Here is a 19,087-nt window from a genome sequence, read left to right as displayed (position 1 = left end):
TCGGGATCATGCCGTGGCAATGATCCGGTTCATTTGAGTAAACGCACATGATCAAGAAAATTCTCATTGCCAATCGCGGCGAAATCGCATGCCGGGTCATCAAGACGGCGAAGAAAATGGGCATCGCAACCGTGGCGGTCTATTCCGACGCCGACCGCAACGCCCTGCATGTCAAAATGGCCGACGAAGCAGTCCACATCGGACCAGCGCCCTCCAATCAGTCCTATATCGTCATCGACAAGATCCTCGCAGCGATCAAGGAAACCGGAGCGGATGCCGTGCATCCCGGCTATGGCTTTCTGTCGGAAAATCCGCGCTTCGCTGAAGCTCTGAAGGCGGCGAATGTCACATTCATCGGCCCGCCAGTGAATGCCATTGAGGCCATGGGCGACAAGATCACGTCGAAGAAGCTTGCCGCCGAAGCCGGTGTTTCAACGGTTCCCGGTCATATGGGGCTAATCGAGGATGCAGACGAGGCCGTCAAAATTGCTGGCAGCATCGGCTATCCTGTGATGATCAAGGCTTCTGCTGGTGGCGGCGGCAAAGGCATGCGTATTGCATGGAACGACGACGAAGCCCGCGAAGGCTTCCAGCTTTCACGCAATGAGGCGAAGTCTTCTTTCGGCGACGACCGCATCTTCATCGAAAAATTCGTCACGCAGCCGCGCCATATTGAAATTCAGGTTCTGGGCGACCAACACGGCAACGTCGTCTATCTCGGCGAACGTGAATGTTCCATTCAGCGCCGTAACCAGAAGGTCATCGAAGAAGCGCCGTCACCATTCCTTGATGAAGCCACCCGCAAAGCCATGGGCGAACAGGCCGTGGCTCTCGCAAAGGCCGTTGGATATTTTTCTGCAGGAACGGTCGAATTCATTGTCGACGGCAGCCGTAACTTCTACTTCCTTGAAATGAATACGCGTCTACAGGTCGAGCATCCAGTGACGGAGCTCATCACCGGCATCGACCTTGTGGAAGAAATGATCCGCGTTGCATCCGGCGAGAAGCTCCGTTTCGGCCAGAGCGACATAAAGCTGAACGGTTGGGCGATGGAAAGCCGCCTCTATGCGGAAGATCCATATCGCAACTTCCTGCCCTCTATCGGCAGACTTACCCGTTATCGCCCACCAGTCGAAGGCCACAACTCGGATGGTACAATCGTGCGCAACGATACCGGCGTGTTAGAAGGCGGCGAAATTTCGATGTATTATGATCCGATGATCGCAAAGCTCTGCACTTGGGGCCCGGACCGCACCAGCGCCATCGATGCAATGGGAGATGCTCTGGACGCATTCGAGGTCGAAGGTATCGGTCACAACCTGCCCTTTCTTTCAGCGGTTATGGACCATCCGCGCTTCCGCGAAGGTGCGCTTACCACCGCGTTCATTGCCGAAGAATATCCGGACGGCTTCGCCGGTGTGCCGGTTTCGGAAGACGATGCGCGGGTGCTTGCGGCTGTTGCCGCCCAGATCAATCTTGCTATCGAACAGCGCAACATGCAGATTTCGGGGCGGATTTCCAACGAGCAGCAATCCATGGCGACCGATTGGGTGGCAACACTCGGCGGGTCCACTTTGCCGGTTCGGATTGCGGAAGGGGAAGGCGGAACGACAATCAATTTCATGGATGGTGGCAGCCTGCCTGTTGCCAGCGACTGGCATCCCGGTAGCCATCTAGGCTCGTTCACCGTTGGCGGCAAGCCCATTGCCATCAAGGTTTCGCGTTCGGGCACTGGCTGGCGGCTGCGCTGGCGTGGCATGGATGTGGTTGCCCACGTCCGCAAGCCACGCATCGCGGAACTGGCAAAGCTCATGCCGGTAAAGCTACCTCCTGATACGTCAAAGATGTTGCTCTGCCCGATGCCCGGCGTCATCACATCGATCCTTGTCAAGGATGGTGAAACGGTCGAGGCCGGTCAGCCGCTGGCCACTGTGGAAGCCATGAAGATGGAAAACGTGCTGCGTGCGGAACGCCGTGCTACCGTAAAGCGCATTACGGCGGAAGCAGGCGCAAGCCTCGCCGTGGATGAACTGATTATGGAATTTGAGTGAGGTCGATATGAGCGAGCGCCCCACCACCCGTGCAGACTGGGAAACACTGGCTGAGAAGGAACTGAAGCGGCCTGCCGACAGCTTGGTCTGGCACACGCCGGAAGGCATTGACGTCAAGCCGCTTTATACGGAAGACGATCTGCAAGGCATCGACCATCTGGGCACCCTGCCCGGTTTTGAGCCTTTCCTGCGCGGGCCCCGCGCAACCATGTATGCCGGTCGACCGTGGACAATCCGGCAATATGCCGGATTTTCGACGGCTGAAGAGTCCAATGCATTCTATCGCAAGGCGCTGGCGGCCGGTCAGCAGGGCGTATCGGTAGCCTTCGATCTTGCTACCCATCGCGGCTATGACAGCGACCACCCTCGCGTCGAAGGCGACGTTGGCAAGGCTGGTGTTGCCATCGATTCCGTCGAGGACATGAAGATTCTTTTCGACGGCATCCCGCTTGAAAAAATCTCCGTCTCCATGACGATGAACGGCGCTGTGATCCCGATCCTCGCTAATTTCATCGTCGCAGGCGAAGAACAGGGCGTACCGCGCGCCCAGCTTTCCGGCACAATCCAGAACGACATCCTCAAGGAGTTCATGGTCCGCAATACCTATATCTATCCGCCGGAACCATCTATGCGGATCATTGCGGATATCATCGCCTATACTGCTGTCGAAATGCCGAAGTTCAACTCGATTTCCATTTCCGGCTATCACATGCAGGAAGCGGGCGCGACGCTGGTTCAGGAACTGGCCTTCACGCTTGCGGATGGCCGTGAATATGTACGCGCAGCCCTGAACAAAGGCCTGAATGTCGACGATTTTGCGGGTCGCCTGTCATTCTTCTTCGCTATAGGCATGAACTTCTTCATGGAAATCGCCAAGCTGCGCGCTGCGCGCCTGCTTTGGTCGCGCATCATGAAGGAATTCGATCCGAAGAAACCCGGCTCGCTGATGTTGCGCACGCATTGCCAGACTTCCGGCGTATCGCTTCAGGAACAGGACCCCTACAACAATATCGTCCGCACGGCATTCGAAGCCATGTCGGCAGCTTTAGGCGGCACCCAGTCGCTGCACACCAATTCCTTCGATGAAGCCATTGCTTTGCCAACGGAATTTTCGGCTCGTATCGCCCGCAATACGCAGCTCATCCTCCAGAACGAAACAGGCGTAACCAAAGTAGTCGATCCGCTGGCGGGTTCTTATTACATTGAAAGTCTCACCAACGAACTGGCCGAAAAGGCATGGGCGTTGATCGAGAAGGTCGAGAAACTCGGCGGCATGACAAAGGCTGTCGAAAGTGGTCTTCCGAAGCGCCTCATTGAAGAAGCTGCCACCAAACGGCAGGCGGCGGTCGACAAGGGCGAAGAGGTCATTGTCGGGGTCAATAAATTCCGCCTCGAGCAGGAAGACGAAATCGACATTCTGGAAATCGACAATAGCGCCGTTCGCCAGTCGCAGATTGCACGTCTCAACCGTATCAAGGAAACGCGCAGCAAGGTAAAAGTCGAAGCAGCCCTTGCGGAGTTGGAAAAAGTCGCCAGGACCGGTGAAGGCAACCTTCTTGCCGCCGCCGTTGAGGCCTCCCGCGCTCGCGCCAGCGTCGGTGAAATTTCCGACGCCATGCGCAGCGCATTCGGCGATCACGCTGCGGTTCCGAAGGTCGTCAAGAAGGTTTACGGTGCGGCCTACAAGGACGAGCCGGAATATCAGACGCTAGTTGACCGGCTCGGTGATTTCTCGAAGCAGATCGGTGAAACCCCGAAAGTTATGGTGGCAAAGCTCGGTCAGGACGGCCATGATCGCGGTGCCAAAATCATTGCTTCTGCATTCGGTGATATCGGCTTCGAAGTACTGGCCGGCCCCCTGTTCCAGACCCCGGACGAAGCTGCAGATATGGCGATCAAGTCCAAGGTGCATGTGCTGGGCGTTTCATCGCTGGCAGCCGGTCACAAGACACTTCTGCCTCAGCTTGTAGACACGCTCCGTAAAAAGGGCGCGGAAAACATCATAGTCGTCTGCGGTGGCGTCGTTCCACGCCAAGATTATCAGTATTTGTTCGACCATGGAGTGGCGGCAGTATTCGGACCGGGCTCGAACGTGCTCGACTGCGCTCGCGCCGTGCTTGATCTGATGGAAGGCAAGCTCCGTAATAATTGAACATTATCAAATGGATATATCCAGTACAGGACTCAATTTCTGAACAACCTCAGAAGCCGGGTTAATAGCCCGGCTTCTTGCTTGCAACCATCGTTCAGTTTTTGGGCCCGGCAAAACCGGCAATCGTGGAACTGGTGACCGATACTGGATCACTGGCCGGGAACGTGTCCTCCAAACCTTCTTCGAGCTGACGTTCCAACTCAGCCCGATCACCTGCACGACGTGCGCTTGGGCGTGTCAGCAAGCTTTCAGGTTGAATGCCGCATTCCATACATGCAACACCGAGGGCGTTGCCGAGCTTGATTGCCGCACGGCGTACCACTTCATCGCGTGCCAGCTCCGCTGCTGTCTCGTTCTCGACCTTGACCGTAATCTTCTCCTCACCCTCGGTGACAAACTCCACTATGTAGAGCTTGAATCCTCCGACCGAACTAATGCGGGTTTCGACAATCTCCATCGCTTCACCTCCGCGTTTTCAATGTAGATCAAACGGTGACTAGCGCCAGAAAGTTCCGCTAGCACGGGCGATTACGGAACCGCGTCCCTCCATAAAACGTTTTAAGTTTGCTGTTTGGAGGTTGCGATGTCAAAATTCTTCACAAAGCTCAGCGAAAAAGCCGCCGAACTTGCTGGCCATTATCTGGCATTCGTACTGGCTACCTTATCCATCATCATATGGGGGTTCAGCGGGCCGTTCTTTAACTTCTCGGACACATGGCAACTCGTAGTGAATACATCGACCACCATCATCACCTTCCTGATGGTGTTTCTGATCCAAAACGCGCAGGATCGAGAAGCTAGCGCGACGCAGGCGAAACTCGATGAAATCCTGAACATCGTCTCAACGACCAAAAGCGAAACCATTGGCGCGGAACATCTGCCTCTCAACGAACTGAAGGCGATTCTGAAACGTCTCGAAGCGAAAAGCGAAAAAAATTCGACCGAAGAACCAGAATGAACAACACATCTTCCCGGCGTGACGTTCAGGCCTATATCTCCTCAACAGAGATATTGTCGTTAGCAGAAAGAATGCCCCATGGCCGTCACCAAAAAGCAGGAAGCCCGCGCTCTCAATGCCGACGAAAAAGAGTTGGTGGAAAAGTCGCATCATCCTTTTTTGCAGGACGTTCCCGACGAAGAGCTTTCCCATCTGGCGAAACTGATCCGTGAGCGCCGCAAGAAGGCAAAAGATCAGGCTCACCAGCGCAGACGTGAAATGCGTGGAAAGGGCACAACTCGCGGCGCAACGCCCTCCAAGGCGGATGAAGGTTCACACTTGAAAGTTTCCGTACTGGCCATGGCCGTGCGTCGCATCAATACCGAAGTTGAACGTCGTCGTCGAATGTCCGCCAGCGCAGAATTAATAGCCAATGCCCGAAAGGCACTCGCGACCAAAGAAGCAAACGAGAAAAAGAGTAAGGATTTCAACACGCGTCATGCGCTTAATGGTATGCGCAACATCCCGAACGAAAAATATGACAGCCTTGTTCGTCCCGCAGAACGTGGACGGCTTTGGAAGGCCGCCAGCGTCGCTCAGGCAAAGAAGGATACTCGTCAGAAGGAAGCGGGCTAAAGCTTATCGCCCAAAAGTGGAAGCTAATTTGGGTGACAAGCTTGAAAATGAATGGCTACAGCATTTCCAACGCAGTTTTTCGGGACGGCGGCACGAAAGCCCGGTCCAGACGTTTCAATTGATCTTCGGAAAGCCGCAGCTCTGCGGCTTTTCTGTTATCCCGCACATGATGCAGGTTGGAGGATTTTGGAATTGCAATGACATTCCCGCTACGCATCGTCCAGGCAAGCGCGACCGAGGCAGGCGTTCCTCCCGTTTCACTTGCAATCTCTGCCAGTACGGGATTGCCCAGCAATCGACCCTGTTCAATTGGCGAATAAGCCATAAGTGGAATTTTGCGCTCAGCACACCATGGCATCAGATCAAATTCCGGGCCTCGTCGCGTCAGATTGTAGAGTATCTGGTTTGTCGAGACGGCCTTGCCACCCGCTATACCGACCAGCTCTTTTATGTCAGCCGTATCGAAATTGCTGACACCCCAGCTCACGATCTTCCCGGCATGCTGCAATTCTTCGAATGCCGCGGCGGTCTCTTCAAGTGGATATCGCCCACGCCAGTGCAGCAGATACAGATCGATACGATCAGTGCGAAGGCGCTGCAGGCTTCTCTCGCAGGCATCGATTGTTCCCTTCCATGAAGCATTGTACGGCAATACCTTACTGACGATAAACGCATCGTCGCGTCGACCGGTGATGGCTTCACCGACAACATCTTCCGCCTCGCCGTCAGCATACATTTCCGCTGTATCGATCAGCGTCATCCCCAGATCAACGCCATTCCTTAATGCTTCGATTTCATAGCGGCGTTGCGTGCTGTCCTCGCCCATATACCAGGTGCCCTGCCCCAGCGCTGGAACCGTCTGGCCCGAAGGCAGGGTGATCTGTCGCATGGTACCGGTCATTGCATCTTCCTCTATAAAACGATCATTGCCATGATCGCTACATAGCCGGAAAGTTCAAGACCTTGAGAGTGACCGCTCAAGCAAAATGCAGACCAAAACCCTGCATGAGCCTGCGGATGGCATAGTCTGGATTCTGGGATGTAATAACCGCCTGATCATTGTGATGATGCAGTTCTTCATCAGCGCGGCGTGGTTTCAGCAGTGAAACGGTGCGCCGGGCGATCGCTTCTGCAGGGTCAAGCCAGTCCACCGGCCATGGCGCGAGACGGCGAAACACATTGGCAAGAAACGGATAGTGCGTGCAGGCCAGAACGACAATGTCGGTCCGGCTGTCATCCTGCTCAATGAAGCACGGGGCGATCTGGTCCACAACCAGCGCCTCATCGATCTTCTCGCCGCGAATATGCGCTTCCGCTACCGCCGCAAGCTGGTCAGCACCAACGAGACGAACATGACACTGGGAAGCAAACGATTGAATGAGATCGCGCGTATAAGCACGCCGCACAGTACCGGGGGTCGCCAGCACGGAAACGAGCCCCGACGATGTTCTTTCGGCAGCGGGCTTGATTGCCGGCACCGTGCCGACAAACGGCACCGAAGGATAGGCTTGCCGCAAATCGTCCAACACCAGCGTGGAGGCCGTATTGCAGGCAATAACCGCGATTTCCGGATCATAGGCAACAATGAGGTTGCCGAATAATTCGACAATCCTCGCCCTGAGCGCATCCTCTTCCCATCCGCCATAGGGAAATCCGGCATCGTCGGCAACGTAGACAAAGCGACGGTCCGGTATAAGCACCCGCGCTTCACGCAAAACCGTCAGGCCCCCGATGCCGCTGTCGAAAACCAGAATGGGTCTCTCAACGTCGACGGAGGGAATGGCGGAAAAGCGCTCAGCGAGTGCATTTTTCATTCGTCCTTGTCCTTTGTTGCCGGAGTCTCGGTCGCGGGTTTGCGCGCGCGTCCTTCCGGAGCTCCGGAACCTCGTGGCTTCTTTGGCGTGAATACATCGAGCGAGGTGACAACCCCGCGCAGGAGCTTCAATTCGGCAGAGGCAAAACCGGCACGCGTCAGGACAGCGCGCAGATTGTTGACCATGATTTCCTTGCGGGCTTCAGGGCGGAAATACCCCCTGACATCAAGGGCTTCTTCGAGGTGATTGAAGAGCCCCTGCAACTCCTGCTTCGGCGCCAGCTCAAGCTCCGGGCCACGAAAAACGGTCTCCGTCTGCGTCTCAAGACCCGACTTCATCCATTCATAGGACATAAGCAGAACCGCCTGCGCAATATTGAGCGAGGCAAATGCCGGATTCACCGGAAACGTCACCAGTTCATCCGCCAGACCGACTTCCTCATTGCTGAGACCGAAGCGTTCGCGGCCAAACAGAATGCCTGTCTTCTCTCCGGTTCTGAAACGGCGGCGCAGTTCGCCACCCGCTTCCACGGCGCTGCGAACCTGCTTGAAACCATCGCGTTCGCGTGCCGTTGTCGCATAGACGAAATTGAGATCGGCGATAGCAGAAGGAAGGTCATCATAGACCACCGCATTGTCGATCACATGATCGGCCTTGCTGGCTGCCGCCCTCGCCTTTTCACTCGGAAATTCCTCGCGCGGATTGACCAGACGCAATTCTGCCAGTCCGAAATTCGCCATGGCACGCGCCACCATGCCGATATTTTCCGGCAATTGCGGCTCTACCAGCACGATTGCCGGTCCTTCCGCGATAAAGGTGCGCTGTTTATCTGTTCCTGCCATGATCTCTTCCGCTTTAGCTATCGTATCGTGGCGTTTCCCTTACATAATTGACGCGGAATCGCAAAGATTCCCCTTACGTGTTTGCGGGAAAAGCCTGTGTAGTAGCCCGATAACACCTATTTGCCGCCCATTCATGCCAGACTGCTTCTAGCAGATACAGGATCAAGGGAGGAAACCATGTCCGGTAAGAAGATACTCATGATTTGCGGCGACTTTGGTGAGGACTATGAAACTATGGTCCCATTCCAGACACTGCTGACCGTTGGCCATACGGTCCATGCCGTCTGCCCCGGCAAGAAAGCTGGCGATCATATAGCGACAGCCATTCACGACTTCGAAGGCCATCAGACCTATACGGAAAAGCCGGGGCATAACTTCACGTTGAACGCTACCTTCGCCGAGGTGAAACCAGAGAGCTATGACGCACTTGTCATTCCCGGTGGCCGGGCACCGGAATATCTGCGCCTCGATGACAAGGTTATTGCTATGGTGAAGCACTTCTTCGAAGCAAACAAGCCTGTTGCCGCAGTCTGCCATGGCGCGCAATTGCTGGCCGCAGCGCGCGTTCTGGAAGGTCGCAGCTGCTCTGCCTATCCGGCCTGCCGCCCCGAAGTCGAGCTTGCCGGCGGCACCTATGCCGACATTCCGGTCGATCAGGCTGTCACGGACGGCAATCTTGTCACATCGCCCGCATGGCCCGCCCATCCGGCATGGCTGTCACAGTTCCTTACTGTGCTCGGCACCAGGATCACGCATGGCTGACCGCAACGCCGCCCTGCCTGTTTCCCAACAAGGTTGCAGGTGGGGCGAAACTGAGCGACAGTAAGGTTGGGAGAACGATCCGGAGGAAATCATGTGCAGGCTGTTCATCGGTGCCGATTCTGAGCTCTGGCTGAGCGTGACACGTTCGCTGCGTATCGACGGCGTCGTGACAAGCGTTCGGCTTGAAAATTTCTTCTGGTGGGCTCTGGAAGATATTGCTGCACGCGATGATCTCACGGTCAGCCGCCTGATCGGCAAACTTTACGATGAATCCCGGAATGAGGGGCATGACCTCGACAATTTTGCGTCGTTCCTGCGGGTTTGCTGCGGGCGCTATCTTTCCCTTCAACTGAGCGGTCTGGTTCCTACAGACAGATCAACTGCCATCTCCACGCTGGATGCTGACGCCATTCTGGTCAGGGAGCAGGAAAACTATCGCCAGCGGCAATCCTCATGGGAGCAATCCCGCGGCGGCGATCGTGCGGCGTGATTGATCCGCTCCAAAAGCCGTTTCGCGCTATTCGCAAATCTATCCCGAAATTTTGACCATCTAAACACTCTGTAGGCCAAAGAATAAGCCTCTTAAGCTTTGCCTTATCCGTCGCGAGTGCTATACGGGCGCGACGCATTGAAAAAGAGGCTTCATCCATGGCAAAAATCAAGGTTGCGAACCCGGTCGTCGAACTCGACGGCGACGAGATGACCCGCATTATCTGGCAGTTCATCAAGGACAAGCTTATCCATCCTTACCTCGACATCGATCTGAAATATTACGATCTGTCTGTCGAACACCGCGATGCTACCAATGACCAAGTTACCATTGATGCTGCAAACGCCATCAAGGAACACGGCGTCGGCGTAAAATGCGCAACCATAACGCCGGACGAAGCCCGCGTTGAAGAATTCAAGCTCAAGAAGATGTGGAAGTCGCCAAACGGCACCATCCGTAACATCCTCGGCGGCGTTATTTTCCGCGAGCCGATCATCTGCAAGAACGTCCCTCGCCTGGTTCCAGGCTGGACGCAGCCAATCATCGTCGGCCGTCACGCTTTCGGCGACCAGTACCGCGCGACCGATTTCAAGTTCCCAGGTAAGGGCACGCTGTCGATCAAATTCGTTGGTGAAGATGGCGAAACCATCGAGCACGAAGTCTATCAGGCTCCGGCTGCTGGCGTGGCAATGGCCATGTACAACCTCGACGAATCCATCCGTGAATTTGCGCGCGCTTCGCTGAACTACGGCCTGCAGCGCAACTATCCAGTTTATCTCTCGACCAAGAACACCATTCTCAAGGCCTATGACGGCCGCTTCAAGGACATCTTCGAAGAAGTCTATCAGGCTGAATTCGCAGACAAGTTCAAGGAAGCCAAGATCTGGTACGAACATCGCCTGATCGATGACATGGTTGCATCGGCGCTCAAGTGGTCCGGCGGTTATGTATGGGCTTGTAAAAACTATGACGGTGACGTTCAGTCGGATATCGTGGCTCAGGGCTTCGGTTCGCTCGGCCTGATGACCTCGGTTCTGATGACTCCAGATGGCAAGACCGTCGAAGCCGAAGCTGCGCATGGCACAGTGACCCGTCACTACCGTCAGCATCAGAAGGGCGAGGAAACCTCGACCAACTCGATCGCTTCGATCTTCGCCTGGACCCGCGGTCTCGCTCACCGCGCCAAGCTCGATGACAATGCCGAACTGAAGCGTTTTGCAGATACGCTGGAAAAGGTCTGCGTGGATACCGTCGAAAGCGGTTACATGACCAAGGATCTGGCATTGCTCATCGGCCCTGATCAGCCTTGGCTCTCGACCACGGGCTTCCTCGACAAGATCGATGAGAACCTTCAGAAGGCCATGGCCGCCTGATCAAATAATCGACGCTTATCGTCTTTCCAGAAAACCCGGCAGCATCGCTGCCGGGTTTTTTCGTTTCCTTTTCAGGGGAAAAAGCGCATCCTGACACCTCTTACTGGGAGGATGAAATGGCAGAGTTGAAGCTCTATACCAACCCGATGTCGCGTGGACGCATTGCGCGCTGGATGCTGGAAGAGATCGGCAAACCCTATGATGTGGAAATACTGGATTTCGGCCCGCCGATGAAGGGACCCGACTACTGCACAATCAACCCGATGGGAAAAGTTCCCGCCCTGCGTCACGGCGATGCAGTGGTAACAGAAGTGGCTGCGATCTGCGCCTATCTGGCAACAACATTTCCCGAAGCTGGCCTGGCACCGCATCCCAACGAGCGTGCGGATTTCTTCCGCTGGCTGTTCTTTACGTCTGGTCCTGTGGAAGCCGCTTTGTCCAATCATGCACTCGGTTTTGAAGTACCGACAGACAAGCAGGGAATGGTCGGCTACGGCAATTACGATACAGTGGTGAATACGTTGGAGAAGGCGGTTTCTCATCATCCTTATATCACTGGCGACCGCTTCACCGCTGCTGACGTTTATGTCGGTTCGCACATAGGCTGGGGCCTGCGCTTCGGCACTTTGCCCGCCAGAGGAGCATTTGTCGCTTATTGGGACCGGCTAAAGGATCGCCCCGCGATGAAACGGGCTACCGAGTTGGACGAAGCGGCCGCAGCCGCCACACAACACTAACAAGCAAATGCTGGCTGTTTCAGGTCACGCGTTCTGGCCAGCCAGCTCAAATGTGCGCGAGAATGCCTGCACACCTTTGGGCGAGAAGGCGATGACGCGCCCCGTTTCACGGCGTGCCCAGCCTTTCGAGATAAACTGGCTCAACAGCGCCGCACCAAGCGCGCCACCCAAATGGTTGCGGCGTTCACTCCAGTCGAGGCAGTGACGGCAGACGGGACGCTTGCCCTCCTCCAGACTGCTCACATCAACCCCAAGGCAACTGAAAAACGATTTACCTTTTTCCGTCAGTACTGGCTCACCATCATCGACGATCAGCCCAAGCCTATGTGAGGCATCAAGCATCTCGACGCCACGTTCACCGGCCAAATGGTCATAACAGATACGCGCCTTGCGTAGCGCCTGATCTTTCGGGCCAGTCCGCACCCGCACAGCACCAGTGCGTTGCGCGAGGCCCATGAGGCCCTCAAGAACCTGGGCCACATCCGTTCCTGAAAGCCGGAAATAACGATGCCGCCCCTGCTTCTCAGCGACCAGCAGATTGGCTGCGTCAAGCTTTGCAAGATGACCGCTCGCTGTCTGGAGCGTCACACCCGCAGCCGATGCAAGTTCACTGACCGTTAGCGCGCGACCGTCCATCAATGCTGTGAGCATATTTGCCCGCGCGGGATCGCCCAGGAGTGCTGCAACGGAAGCTATGATCGGACCATCTTTCATACTTCGATGTTAACCGAACTATGAAGGTATTTCAATTGCTACATTGTCACCATCGAAACCATGCATTTGAAGGAGACACGCATGATTACCTGTTTCATCCGCTATCAGATCGACCCGTTCAAAGCAGACGCCTTTGCCGAATATGCACGCAACTGGGGACAGGCCATTCCACGCTGTGGCGCTAATCTTATCGGCTATTTCGGGCCGCATGAAGGGTCGTTGACGTCAGCATACGGCGTCTACTCAATCAACAGCCTGGCCGCATATGAAGCGTATCGGGCGCGGCTCGCCGCCGACCCCATCGGCCGTTCCAATTATGAATTTGCACGTCGGGAGCAGTTCATCCGATCCGAGGACCGCATCTTCCTCAAACTGCAATCCGCACCACATGGGGAGTTCATCAAGCCATGATTGCTGTTATCTTCGAAGTCTGGCCAGCCGATGACGACAGACGCGGGCAATATCTCGATATTGCCGCAAGCCTGCGCGAAGACCTCTCCAAGATCGACGGTTTTTTGTCGATCGAGCGCTTTCAGAGCCTAGTCGATCCGGACAAGCTACTCTCGCTCTCTTTCTGGCGTGACGAAGAAGCCGTGCGTGCATGGCGCAACTTGCCCTCGCATCGGGCCGCACAGAACAAGGGCCGGAAGGGCGTTTTTGAGAACTATCGTTTGCGCGTAGCCAGTATCCTCAGGGACTATGGGCTGGATGAGCGCAGCGAAGCGCCTGACGATAGCCGCACGGTGCATGCGGCCTAATTCCACCTATGAAAAAGGCCGGAATGACCCGGCCTTTTTGTATCGAACTAGACGATCAGTGCTTTGACCGCTGTAATCGCAGCATCAGCTTTGTCGCCATCCGGCCCACCGGCCTGTGCCATGTCCGGGCGACCGCCGCCACCTGCACCGCCAAGGGCTGCAGAAGCAGCGCGAACCAGATCAACCGCGCTGAAGCGACCAACCAAGTCTTCCGTAACCGCAACTACGGCGCTCGCCTTGCCATCTTCACCAACACCGATAAACAGCACAACACCGGAATCGACCTGCTTCTTGCCTTCATCGGCAAGCGGCTTCAGGTCGCGTGGGGAAACACCGGTCACGATCTTGCCAAGGAAATTGACGCCATTCACCGCTTCAATGGCGCTGCCGCCATCTGCCGAACCGCCGCCAAGCGCAAGCTTCTTGCGGGCATCGGCCAGTTCGCGTTCCAGCTTCTTGCGTTCATCAAGCAGTGCGTTGACACGTTCCAGCGCTTCAGACGGTGTCGTCTTCAATGCACCGGCGATGGCCTTTACGCGTTCGTCCTGCTCTTCGAGGTAAAGACGTGCTGCCTCACCCGTCAGCGCTTCCATACGCCGAACGCCAGCAGCAACCGCGCCTTCCGAAACGATGCGGACGAGACCGATATCACCGGTCTGGTGCACATGTGTGCCGCCGCAAAGCTCAACCGAATAGGCCTTGCCTTCCTTCGGACCATGCTTGGCGGTGCCCATGGAAACGACGCGAACTTCATCGCCGTATTTCTCACCGAACAGTGCCATGGCACCCTCGGCAATCGCATCGTCAACAGCCATCAGACGGGTGCTGACGGGAGCATTCTGCAGAATGATTTCATTAGCGAGGCTTTCCACCTGCGTCAGTTCTTCAGCCGAGATCGGCTTCGGATGCGAAAAGTCGAAACGTAGACGATCCGGTGCAACGAGCGAGCCCTTCTGTGCGACATGGCTACCAAGCGTTTCACGCAGTGCCTCATGCAGAAGATGGGTCGCCGAGTGGTTGGAACGGATGCGCGTGCGGCGCACTGAATCCACTTTCAGTTCGACAGCATCGCCAGTTTTCGCCGTCCCCTTGGTGACTTCGCCGATGTGAACGAAGACGCCTTCGCCCTTCTTCTGCGTATCCTTGATTGCAATAGCAAAACCTTCACCAGAGATCGTGCCGGTGTCGCCCTGCTGGCCACCGGATTCTCCATAGAAAGGAGTCTGGTTGACGACGACGACCACGGTCTCGCCTTCGGAAGCCGACTGCACTTCCGCACCGTCGCGCACCAAAGCCGTAATAACGCCTTCGGCAGTCTCGGTCTCGTATCCAAGGAATTCAGTCGCTCCGACCCTATCCTTGATACCGAACCAGATCGTTTCGGTTGCAGCTTCGCCGGAACCAGCCCAATTGGCACGGGCCTCGGCCTTCTGGCGTTCCATGGCGGCACTGAAGCCATCCGTATCCACAGCAATGCCGCGCTGACGAAGAGCATCCTGCGTCAGATCGAGCGGGAAGCCATAGGTGTCGTAAAGCTTGAAAGCGGTTTCGCCATCGAGCCGATCGCCTTCAACAAGGCTTTCCGTCGCATCCGACAGAAGACCAAGACCGCGATCCAGCGTCTTGCGGAAACGAGTTTCCTCGAGCTTGAGCGTTTCGGAGATCAGAGCATCGGCGCGGATCAGTTCGGGGTAAGCCTGTCCCATTTCGCGGATCAGAGCTGGCAGGAGACGCCACATCAACGGCTCTTTCGCACCCAAAAGCTGGGCGTGACGCATTGCGCGGCGCATGATGCGACGCAATACATAGCCACGGCCTTCGTTGGACGGCAGGACACCGTCGGCGATCAGGAAGCTCGATGCGCGCAGATGGTCAGCAATGACGCGGTGGCTGGCGCGGAACTCACCTTCAGCCTTCACGCCGGTTGCTTCTTCGGAAGCGCGGATCAGTGCCTTGAAGAGATCGATATCGTAATTGTCATGCACGCCCTGCAGGACCGCAGCGACGCGCTCCAGCCCCATGCCAGTGTCAATGGACGGACGCGGCAGTTCGATGCGCTGTTCGGACGTGATCTGCTCGAACTGCATGAAAACGAGGTTCCAGATTTCGATGAAACGGTCACCGTCCTCGTCAGCCGATCCGGGAGGTCCACCCCAGATATGATCACCGTGGTCAAAGAAAATTTCGGAGCATGGGCCGCACGGGCCAGTGTCGCCCATGGCCCAGAAATTATCACTGGTAGCGATGCGGATAATGCGATCGTCGGAAAGACCGGCGATCTTTTTCCAGTAATTCGCAGCGTCGTCGTCCGTGTGATAAACGGTGACGAGCAGCTTGTCCTTCGGCAGGCCGAATTCCTTCGTGATCAGGTTCCAGGCGAAGCTGATAGCCTCTTCCTTGAAATAGTCACCAAACGAAAAATTGCCGAGCATTTCAAAGAAAGTATGATGACGGGCGGTATAGCCAACATTGTCCAGATCGTTGTGCTTGCCACCGGCCCGAACACATTTCTGGGAAGTGGTGGCACGGTTATAGGAGCGGTGTTCAAGACCCGTAAAAACATTCTTGAACTGCACCATGCCCGCATTGGTGAACATAAGCGTTGGATCGTTGCGCGGAACAAGCGGACTCGATGGAACGACCTCATGCCCGTTCTTACGATAATAATCGAGGAATGTGGACCTTATCTCGTTGACGCCAGCCATAAGTCACCCTTGGGCTTTTCTGCCCTGCACGGATACAGCTTTGCAGAAAGCAGTATCAATTGTCCTGTTCAAACTCCCACAGCCGCCAACGATCGTCGAAGACCCGAGGCTCTGCCGCACTGCTAGAACGTGAAGTGGAGTTTTCGGTTGACCGCTTTTAACGGTGCCTTGCTTTTCTGTCCAGATAAGTACGCTGCGCCATAAAAGCAATTTCTGCTGGAAGACGATAAAATCGGCACTGTTCGCTCAGCAAAAATATATCGCCGCAAAACAAAGCCCCATGCGATTTGCACGGGGCTTCGATAATTCATCAGATGTTGGCGATCTTACATTTCAGCAGCATCGCCTGCATCATCCTCAGGTCCGCCATCTTCCAGGAACTGCTCGGCAATCAGTCCGGCATTCTGGCGAAGCGTCGTCTCGATCTCACGGGCTGTCTCCGGATTGTCCCTGAGATACTGTTTGGCATTTTCACGGCCCTGTCCCAGTCGCTGGGAGTTATACGAGAACCACGCACCAGACTTCTCGACAACACCGGCTTTCACGCCAAGATCGACCAGCTCACCGGTCTTGGAAACACCGGCCCCATACATGATGTCGAATTCGACTTGCTTGAAGGGAGGTGCAAGCTTGTTCTTGACGACCTTCACGCGGGTCTGGTTGCCAACGACTTCATCACGCTCCTTGATCGAACCGATACGGCGAATATCGAGACGAACCGAAGCGTAGAACTTGAGGGCGTTACCGCCCGTCGTCGTTTCCGGCGACCCGAACATCACGCCGATCTTCATGCGGATCTGGTTGATGAAGATCACCATGCAGTTCGAACGCGAGATCGACGCGGTAAGCTTGCGAAGCGCCTGGCTCATGAGACGCGCCTGCAGGCCCGGCAGGGAATCACCCATTTCGCCTTCGATTTCCGCGCGCGGCGTCAAGGCTGCGACGGAGTCGATAACGAGAACGTCGATAGCGCCTGATCGCACAAGGGTATCGGTGATTTCAAGCGCCTGCTCGCCCGTATCCGGTTGCGAAATCAGCAGGTTTTCAAGATCAACACCCAGCTTGCGTGCATAGACCGGATCAAGAGCATGTTCCGCGTCGACGAACGCACAGATACCGCCCTTCTTCTGTGCTTCCGCGATCGTATGCAATGCAAGTGTCGTCTTACCCGAGCTTTCCGGCCCATAAATCTCGACAATACGTCCCTTGGGCAAGCCACCGACGCCGAGCGCGATGTCCAGCGAGAGCGATCCCGTCGATACGGTTTCGATCTCGACTACCTGATCGTTCTGGCCAAGGCGCATGATCGAGCCTTTGCCGAACGCCCTTTCGATCTGCGACAATGCCGCATCGAGAGCCTTAGTCTTGTCCACTGAATTTTCCTCAACAAGTCGCAATGAATTCTGAGACATCTTACACCATCCTCTTGTCTCGCTAGAAGCCCGGCAGGCTCGTTGCCACGATCTATTTGTATCTGTTTTGTTCTCATTTTGCAATGCAGCTAAACCATTGATTATAAACGATTCCGTATTTTTGTTCTATAATCGTTCTCTAACATCAGCGATTGCGAAAATATAAGAACTATCCACGAATTAACTTAATTCAAACCAAATTGTCTGTTTGACGATTCGGCACGACAAAGAAAAACGCAGCCCTTCTTTCGAAGGACTGCGTTGCTTGAAAAATATCAACTCAGGAAAGGAATCAGCTTGCGGCGCGAAGCGGCGAGATCTGGATTTCTACGCGACGGTTCTGCGCGCGCCCTTCGGGTGTCGCATTGGTGGCGACCGGCTGGCTCGCGCCATAGCCGATAATTGCAAAGCGGCGCGGGTCGATGCCCTGCGAGCCGAGGTAGCTTGCAACCGAAGCGGCGCGGCGCTGCGAAAGAGCCTGATTGTGGCTGGCGCTCCCGGTCGAATCAGTATGGCCATAAACGTCCACGAGCGTCTGGTTGAATTTGCGCAGCACAATCGCGACCGAGTTAAGCGTCGGATAGAACTGGCTCTTCACCTGATCCTGATCGGTATCGAAAGTGATGCTGGACGGCATATTCAGGATGATCTGGTCACCATTACGGGTCACGGAAACGCCGGTGCCCTGCAACTGTGCGCGGAGCTCGCTTTCCTGACGATCCATGTAATTGCCGATTGCACCGCCGCCGAGCGCACCGATACCTGCACCGATCAATACGGCATTGCGCTGTGCGCGACTGGAGCCCCCGACCATGAGACCACCAAGAGCGCCCACAGCCGCGCCGATCGCAGCACCGCCTGCGGTGTTCGACATCTTCTGTTCCCCGGTATAGGGGTCGGTGGTGCAGCCTGCCAGAAATGTGGCGGCGAAAAGGGCAATACCGATCTTCTTCAGCATGAAATGGTCATCCTCAATTAGCGAATCCGCTCGCATGATAATAGCGATTAAGGCCGGATGGTGTCTCAAATGCGAGACTGAATCCGGTCTTTCGCTTTTTAGCCGATGCCTCCGCAACTGCGCAACTGCGTGGCATAGCGATTGGCCATCGACTGGGCACGTTTTGCTCCATTGAGCGCTGTTGCATTTCCGCGCCACGCACCCCGCGCGTAACCGCCGTGACCCGAATAGTAGGCGAGATAAAGGCTGTAGGCATCAGCACGATTGATGCCGTTCTTCTGATAGCTTTGATAGTGATACCAGCCTATGAAATGAATAGCGTCAGCAAAATTGGTGCGCGACGCAGTCCAGCGGCCTGTTTCTCGCTTGTAACGATCCCAGGTGCCGTTCAGTGCCTGCGAATAGCCGTAGGCACTGGAGGCCCGCTTCCACGGGATAATCCAGAGAATCTTGGTTCGTGGTGGGCGTGCGTAGGGCTGGAAGCCGGATTCGGTATAGATTGTGGCCATCAGAACTGGAACCGGCACACCGAATTCGCGTGAAACCCGAGTCGCAGCCGTCTGCCAGTTATTGAACCAACCGTCGCGTTGATCGAAGACCGCACACACATTGTTGACCTGCCGTGGGGCGGTCGCGCAGCCTCCTAGGATCACGAGCGCGACGAGAAACAAAACGCGCATCATGGAAAACCTCGTCTCTTTGCAAAGATTGATAAAATGTAAAGATTAAGAAGACCTTTCTAACGA

19 protein-coding genes are annotated in these 19,087 nt (G+C 55.6%); 10 read left to right on the top strand and 9 right to left on the bottom strand.

All coding sequences use genetic code 11. The annotated features are described in order from the left end of the window. Nucleotides 1–47 precede the first annotated feature (47 nt). Both ACYSN1_RS00315 and scpA read left to right on the top strand, forming a co-directional pair. Entirely contained in the window at nt 48–2,051 is a 2,004-nt protein-coding gene (locus ACYSN1_RS00315) for an acetyl-CoA carboxylase biotin carboxylase subunit (RefSeq protein WP_461723931.1), read from the top strand. Nucleotides 2,052–2,058: 7 nt separating this feature from the next. Further along, nucleotides 2,059–4,203, top strand: coding sequence for a methylmalonyl-CoA mutase (scpA, locus tag ACYSN1_RS00310; RefSeq protein ID WP_461723930.1), 2,145 nt, complete (start codon nt 2,059–2,061; stop codon nt 4,201–4,203). Nucleotides 4,204–4,297: 94 nt separating this feature from the next. Here the strand turns inward: scpA and ACYSN1_RS00305 are convergent, their stop codons facing one another. Then, nucleotides 4,298–4,660, bottom strand: coding sequence for a hypothetical protein (locus ACYSN1_RS00305; RefSeq protein ID WP_461723929.1), 363 nt, complete (start codon nt 4,658–4,660; stop codon nt 4,298–4,300). Nucleotides 4,661–4,786: 126 nt separating this feature from the next. On the opposite strand from ACYSN1_RS00305, the gene ACYSN1_RS00300 reads away from it, so the two are divergent. Both ACYSN1_RS00300 and ACYSN1_RS00295 read left to right on the top strand, forming a co-directional pair. Then, nucleotides 4,787–5,161 carry a low affinity iron permease family protein gene (locus ACYSN1_RS00300; protein ID WP_461723928.1) on the top strand — a complete coding sequence of 125 codons (375 nt, stop codon included), beginning with the start codon at nt 4,787–4,789 and terminating at the stop codon, nt 5,159–5,161. Nucleotides 5,162–5,239: 78 nt separating this feature from the next. Continuing rightward, nucleotides 5,240–5,776 (top strand): hypothetical protein, encoded by a 537-nt coding sequence (locus ACYSN1_RS00295; RefSeq protein WP_461723927.1) that lies wholly within the window; start codon nt 5,240–5,242, stop codon nt 5,774–5,776. 55 nt (nt 5,777–5,831) lie between these two features. Here ACYSN1_RS00295 and ACYSN1_RS00290 read toward each other — a convergent pair whose 3' ends face one another. From ACYSN1_RS00290 to ACYSN1_RS00280, 3 genes are all read right to left on the bottom strand, one after another. Further along, complete coding sequence (locus ACYSN1_RS00290; protein WP_461723926.1) at nt 5,832–6,677, bottom strand: aldo/keto reductase; 846 nt, start codon at nt 6,675–6,677, stop codon at nt 5,832–5,834. 76 nt (nt 6,678–6,753) lie between these two features. Further along, complete coding sequence (gene murI, locus ACYSN1_RS00285; RefSeq protein WP_461723925.1) at nt 6,754–7,590, bottom strand: glutamate racemase; 837 nt, start codon at nt 7,588–7,590, stop codon at nt 6,754–6,756. Continuing rightward, a complete protein-coding gene (locus tag ACYSN1_RS00280) occupies nt 7,587–8,432 on the bottom strand; it encodes an RNA methyltransferase (RefSeq protein ID WP_461723924.1) in 846 nt (281 codons plus the stop codon). The genes murI and ACYSN1_RS00280 overlap by 4 nt, the downstream gene beginning before the upstream one ends. Nucleotides 8,433–8,609: 177 nt before the next feature. Here ACYSN1_RS00280 and ACYSN1_RS00275 point away from each other — a divergent pair, with 177 nt between their 5' ends. From ACYSN1_RS00275 to ACYSN1_RS00260, 4 genes are all read left to right on the top strand, one after another. Then, the gene (locus tag ACYSN1_RS00275) at nt 8,610–9,194 is read left to right on the top strand and encodes a DJ-1/PfpI family protein (protein WP_461723923.1); all 585 of its coding nucleotides are present in this window, start codon (nt 8,610–8,612) and stop codon (nt 9,192–9,194) included. A gap of 91 nt (nt 9,195–9,285) precedes the next feature. After that, nucleotides 9,286–9,684: a ribbon-helix-helix domain-containing protein gene (locus ACYSN1_RS00270; RefSeq protein ID WP_461723922.1), complete on the top strand. Its 399-nt coding sequence runs from the start codon at nt 9,286–9,288 to the stop codon at nt 9,682–9,684. A gap of 158 nt (nt 9,685–9,842) precedes the next feature. Then, nucleotides 9,843–11,057, top strand: coding sequence for an NADP-dependent isocitrate dehydrogenase (locus tag ACYSN1_RS00265; RefSeq protein WP_461723921.1), 1,215 nt, complete (start codon nt 9,843–9,845; stop codon nt 11,055–11,057). Nucleotides 11,058–11,173: 116 nt separating this feature from the next. After that, a complete protein-coding gene (locus ACYSN1_RS00260; protein ID WP_461723920.1) occupies nt 11,174–11,794 on the top strand; it encodes a glutathione S-transferase family protein in 621 nt (206 codons plus the stop codon). Nucleotides 11,795–11,818: 24 nt separating this feature from the next. Here ACYSN1_RS00260 and ACYSN1_RS00255 read toward each other — a convergent pair whose 3' ends face one another. Then, nucleotides 11,819–12,508, bottom strand: coding sequence for an ArsR/SmtB family transcription factor (locus tag ACYSN1_RS00255; RefSeq protein WP_461723919.1), 690 nt, complete (start codon nt 12,506–12,508; stop codon nt 11,819–11,821). An 81-nt stretch (nt 12,509–12,589) separates the two neighbouring features. Between ACYSN1_RS00255 and ACYSN1_RS00250 the strand changes: the two genes are divergently transcribed. Both ACYSN1_RS00250 and ACYSN1_RS00245 read left to right on the top strand, forming a co-directional pair. Further along, nucleotides 12,590–12,919 (top strand): NIPSNAP family protein, encoded by a 330-nt coding sequence (locus ACYSN1_RS00250; protein ID WP_461723918.1) that lies wholly within the window; start codon nt 12,590–12,592, stop codon nt 12,917–12,919. Beyond that, complete coding sequence (locus ACYSN1_RS00245) at nt 12,916–13,266, top strand: antibiotic biosynthesis monooxygenase family protein (protein WP_461723917.1); 351 nt, start codon at nt 12,916–12,918, stop codon at nt 13,264–13,266. The genes ACYSN1_RS00250 and ACYSN1_RS00245 overlap by 4 nt, the downstream gene beginning before the upstream one ends. 47 nt (nt 13,267–13,313) lie before the next feature. On the opposite strand, the gene alaS is transcribed toward ACYSN1_RS00245, so the two are convergent. The 4 genes from alaS to ACYSN1_RS00225 all read right to left on the bottom strand — a co-directional run bounded on the left by alaS (nt 13,314) and on the right by ACYSN1_RS00225 (nt 19,024). Then, nucleotides 13,314–15,971 (bottom strand): alanine--tRNA ligase, encoded by a 2,658-nt coding sequence (gene alaS, locus ACYSN1_RS00240; RefSeq protein ID WP_461723916.1) that lies wholly within the window; start codon nt 15,969–15,971, stop codon nt 13,314–13,316. Between the two features lie 326 nt (nt 15,972–16,297). After that, the gene (gene recA, locus ACYSN1_RS00235) at nt 16,298–17,383 is read right to left on the bottom strand and encodes a recombinase RecA (protein ID WP_105542068.1); all 1,086 of its coding nucleotides are present in this window, start codon (nt 17,381–17,383) and stop codon (nt 16,298–16,300) included. 292 nt (nt 17,384–17,675) lie between these two features. Further along, complete coding sequence (locus ACYSN1_RS00230; RefSeq protein WP_461723915.1) at nt 17,676–18,341, bottom strand: OmpA family protein; 666 nt, start codon at nt 18,339–18,341, stop codon at nt 17,676–17,678. Nucleotides 18,342–18,439: 98 nt separating this feature from the next. Next, nucleotides 18,440–19,024 carry a transglycosylase SLT domain-containing protein gene (locus tag ACYSN1_RS00225; protein ID WP_461723914.1) on the bottom strand — a complete coding sequence of 195 codons (585 nt, stop codon included), beginning with the start codon at nt 19,022–19,024 and terminating at the stop codon, nt 18,440–18,442. Nucleotides 19,025–19,087: the final 63 nt, after the last annotated feature.

This window comes from Brucella sp. LJL56, assembly GCF_054871705.1.
Note: the sequence above shows the minus strand (reverse complement) of the source record. Positions and strands in the feature narration are given on the sequence as shown.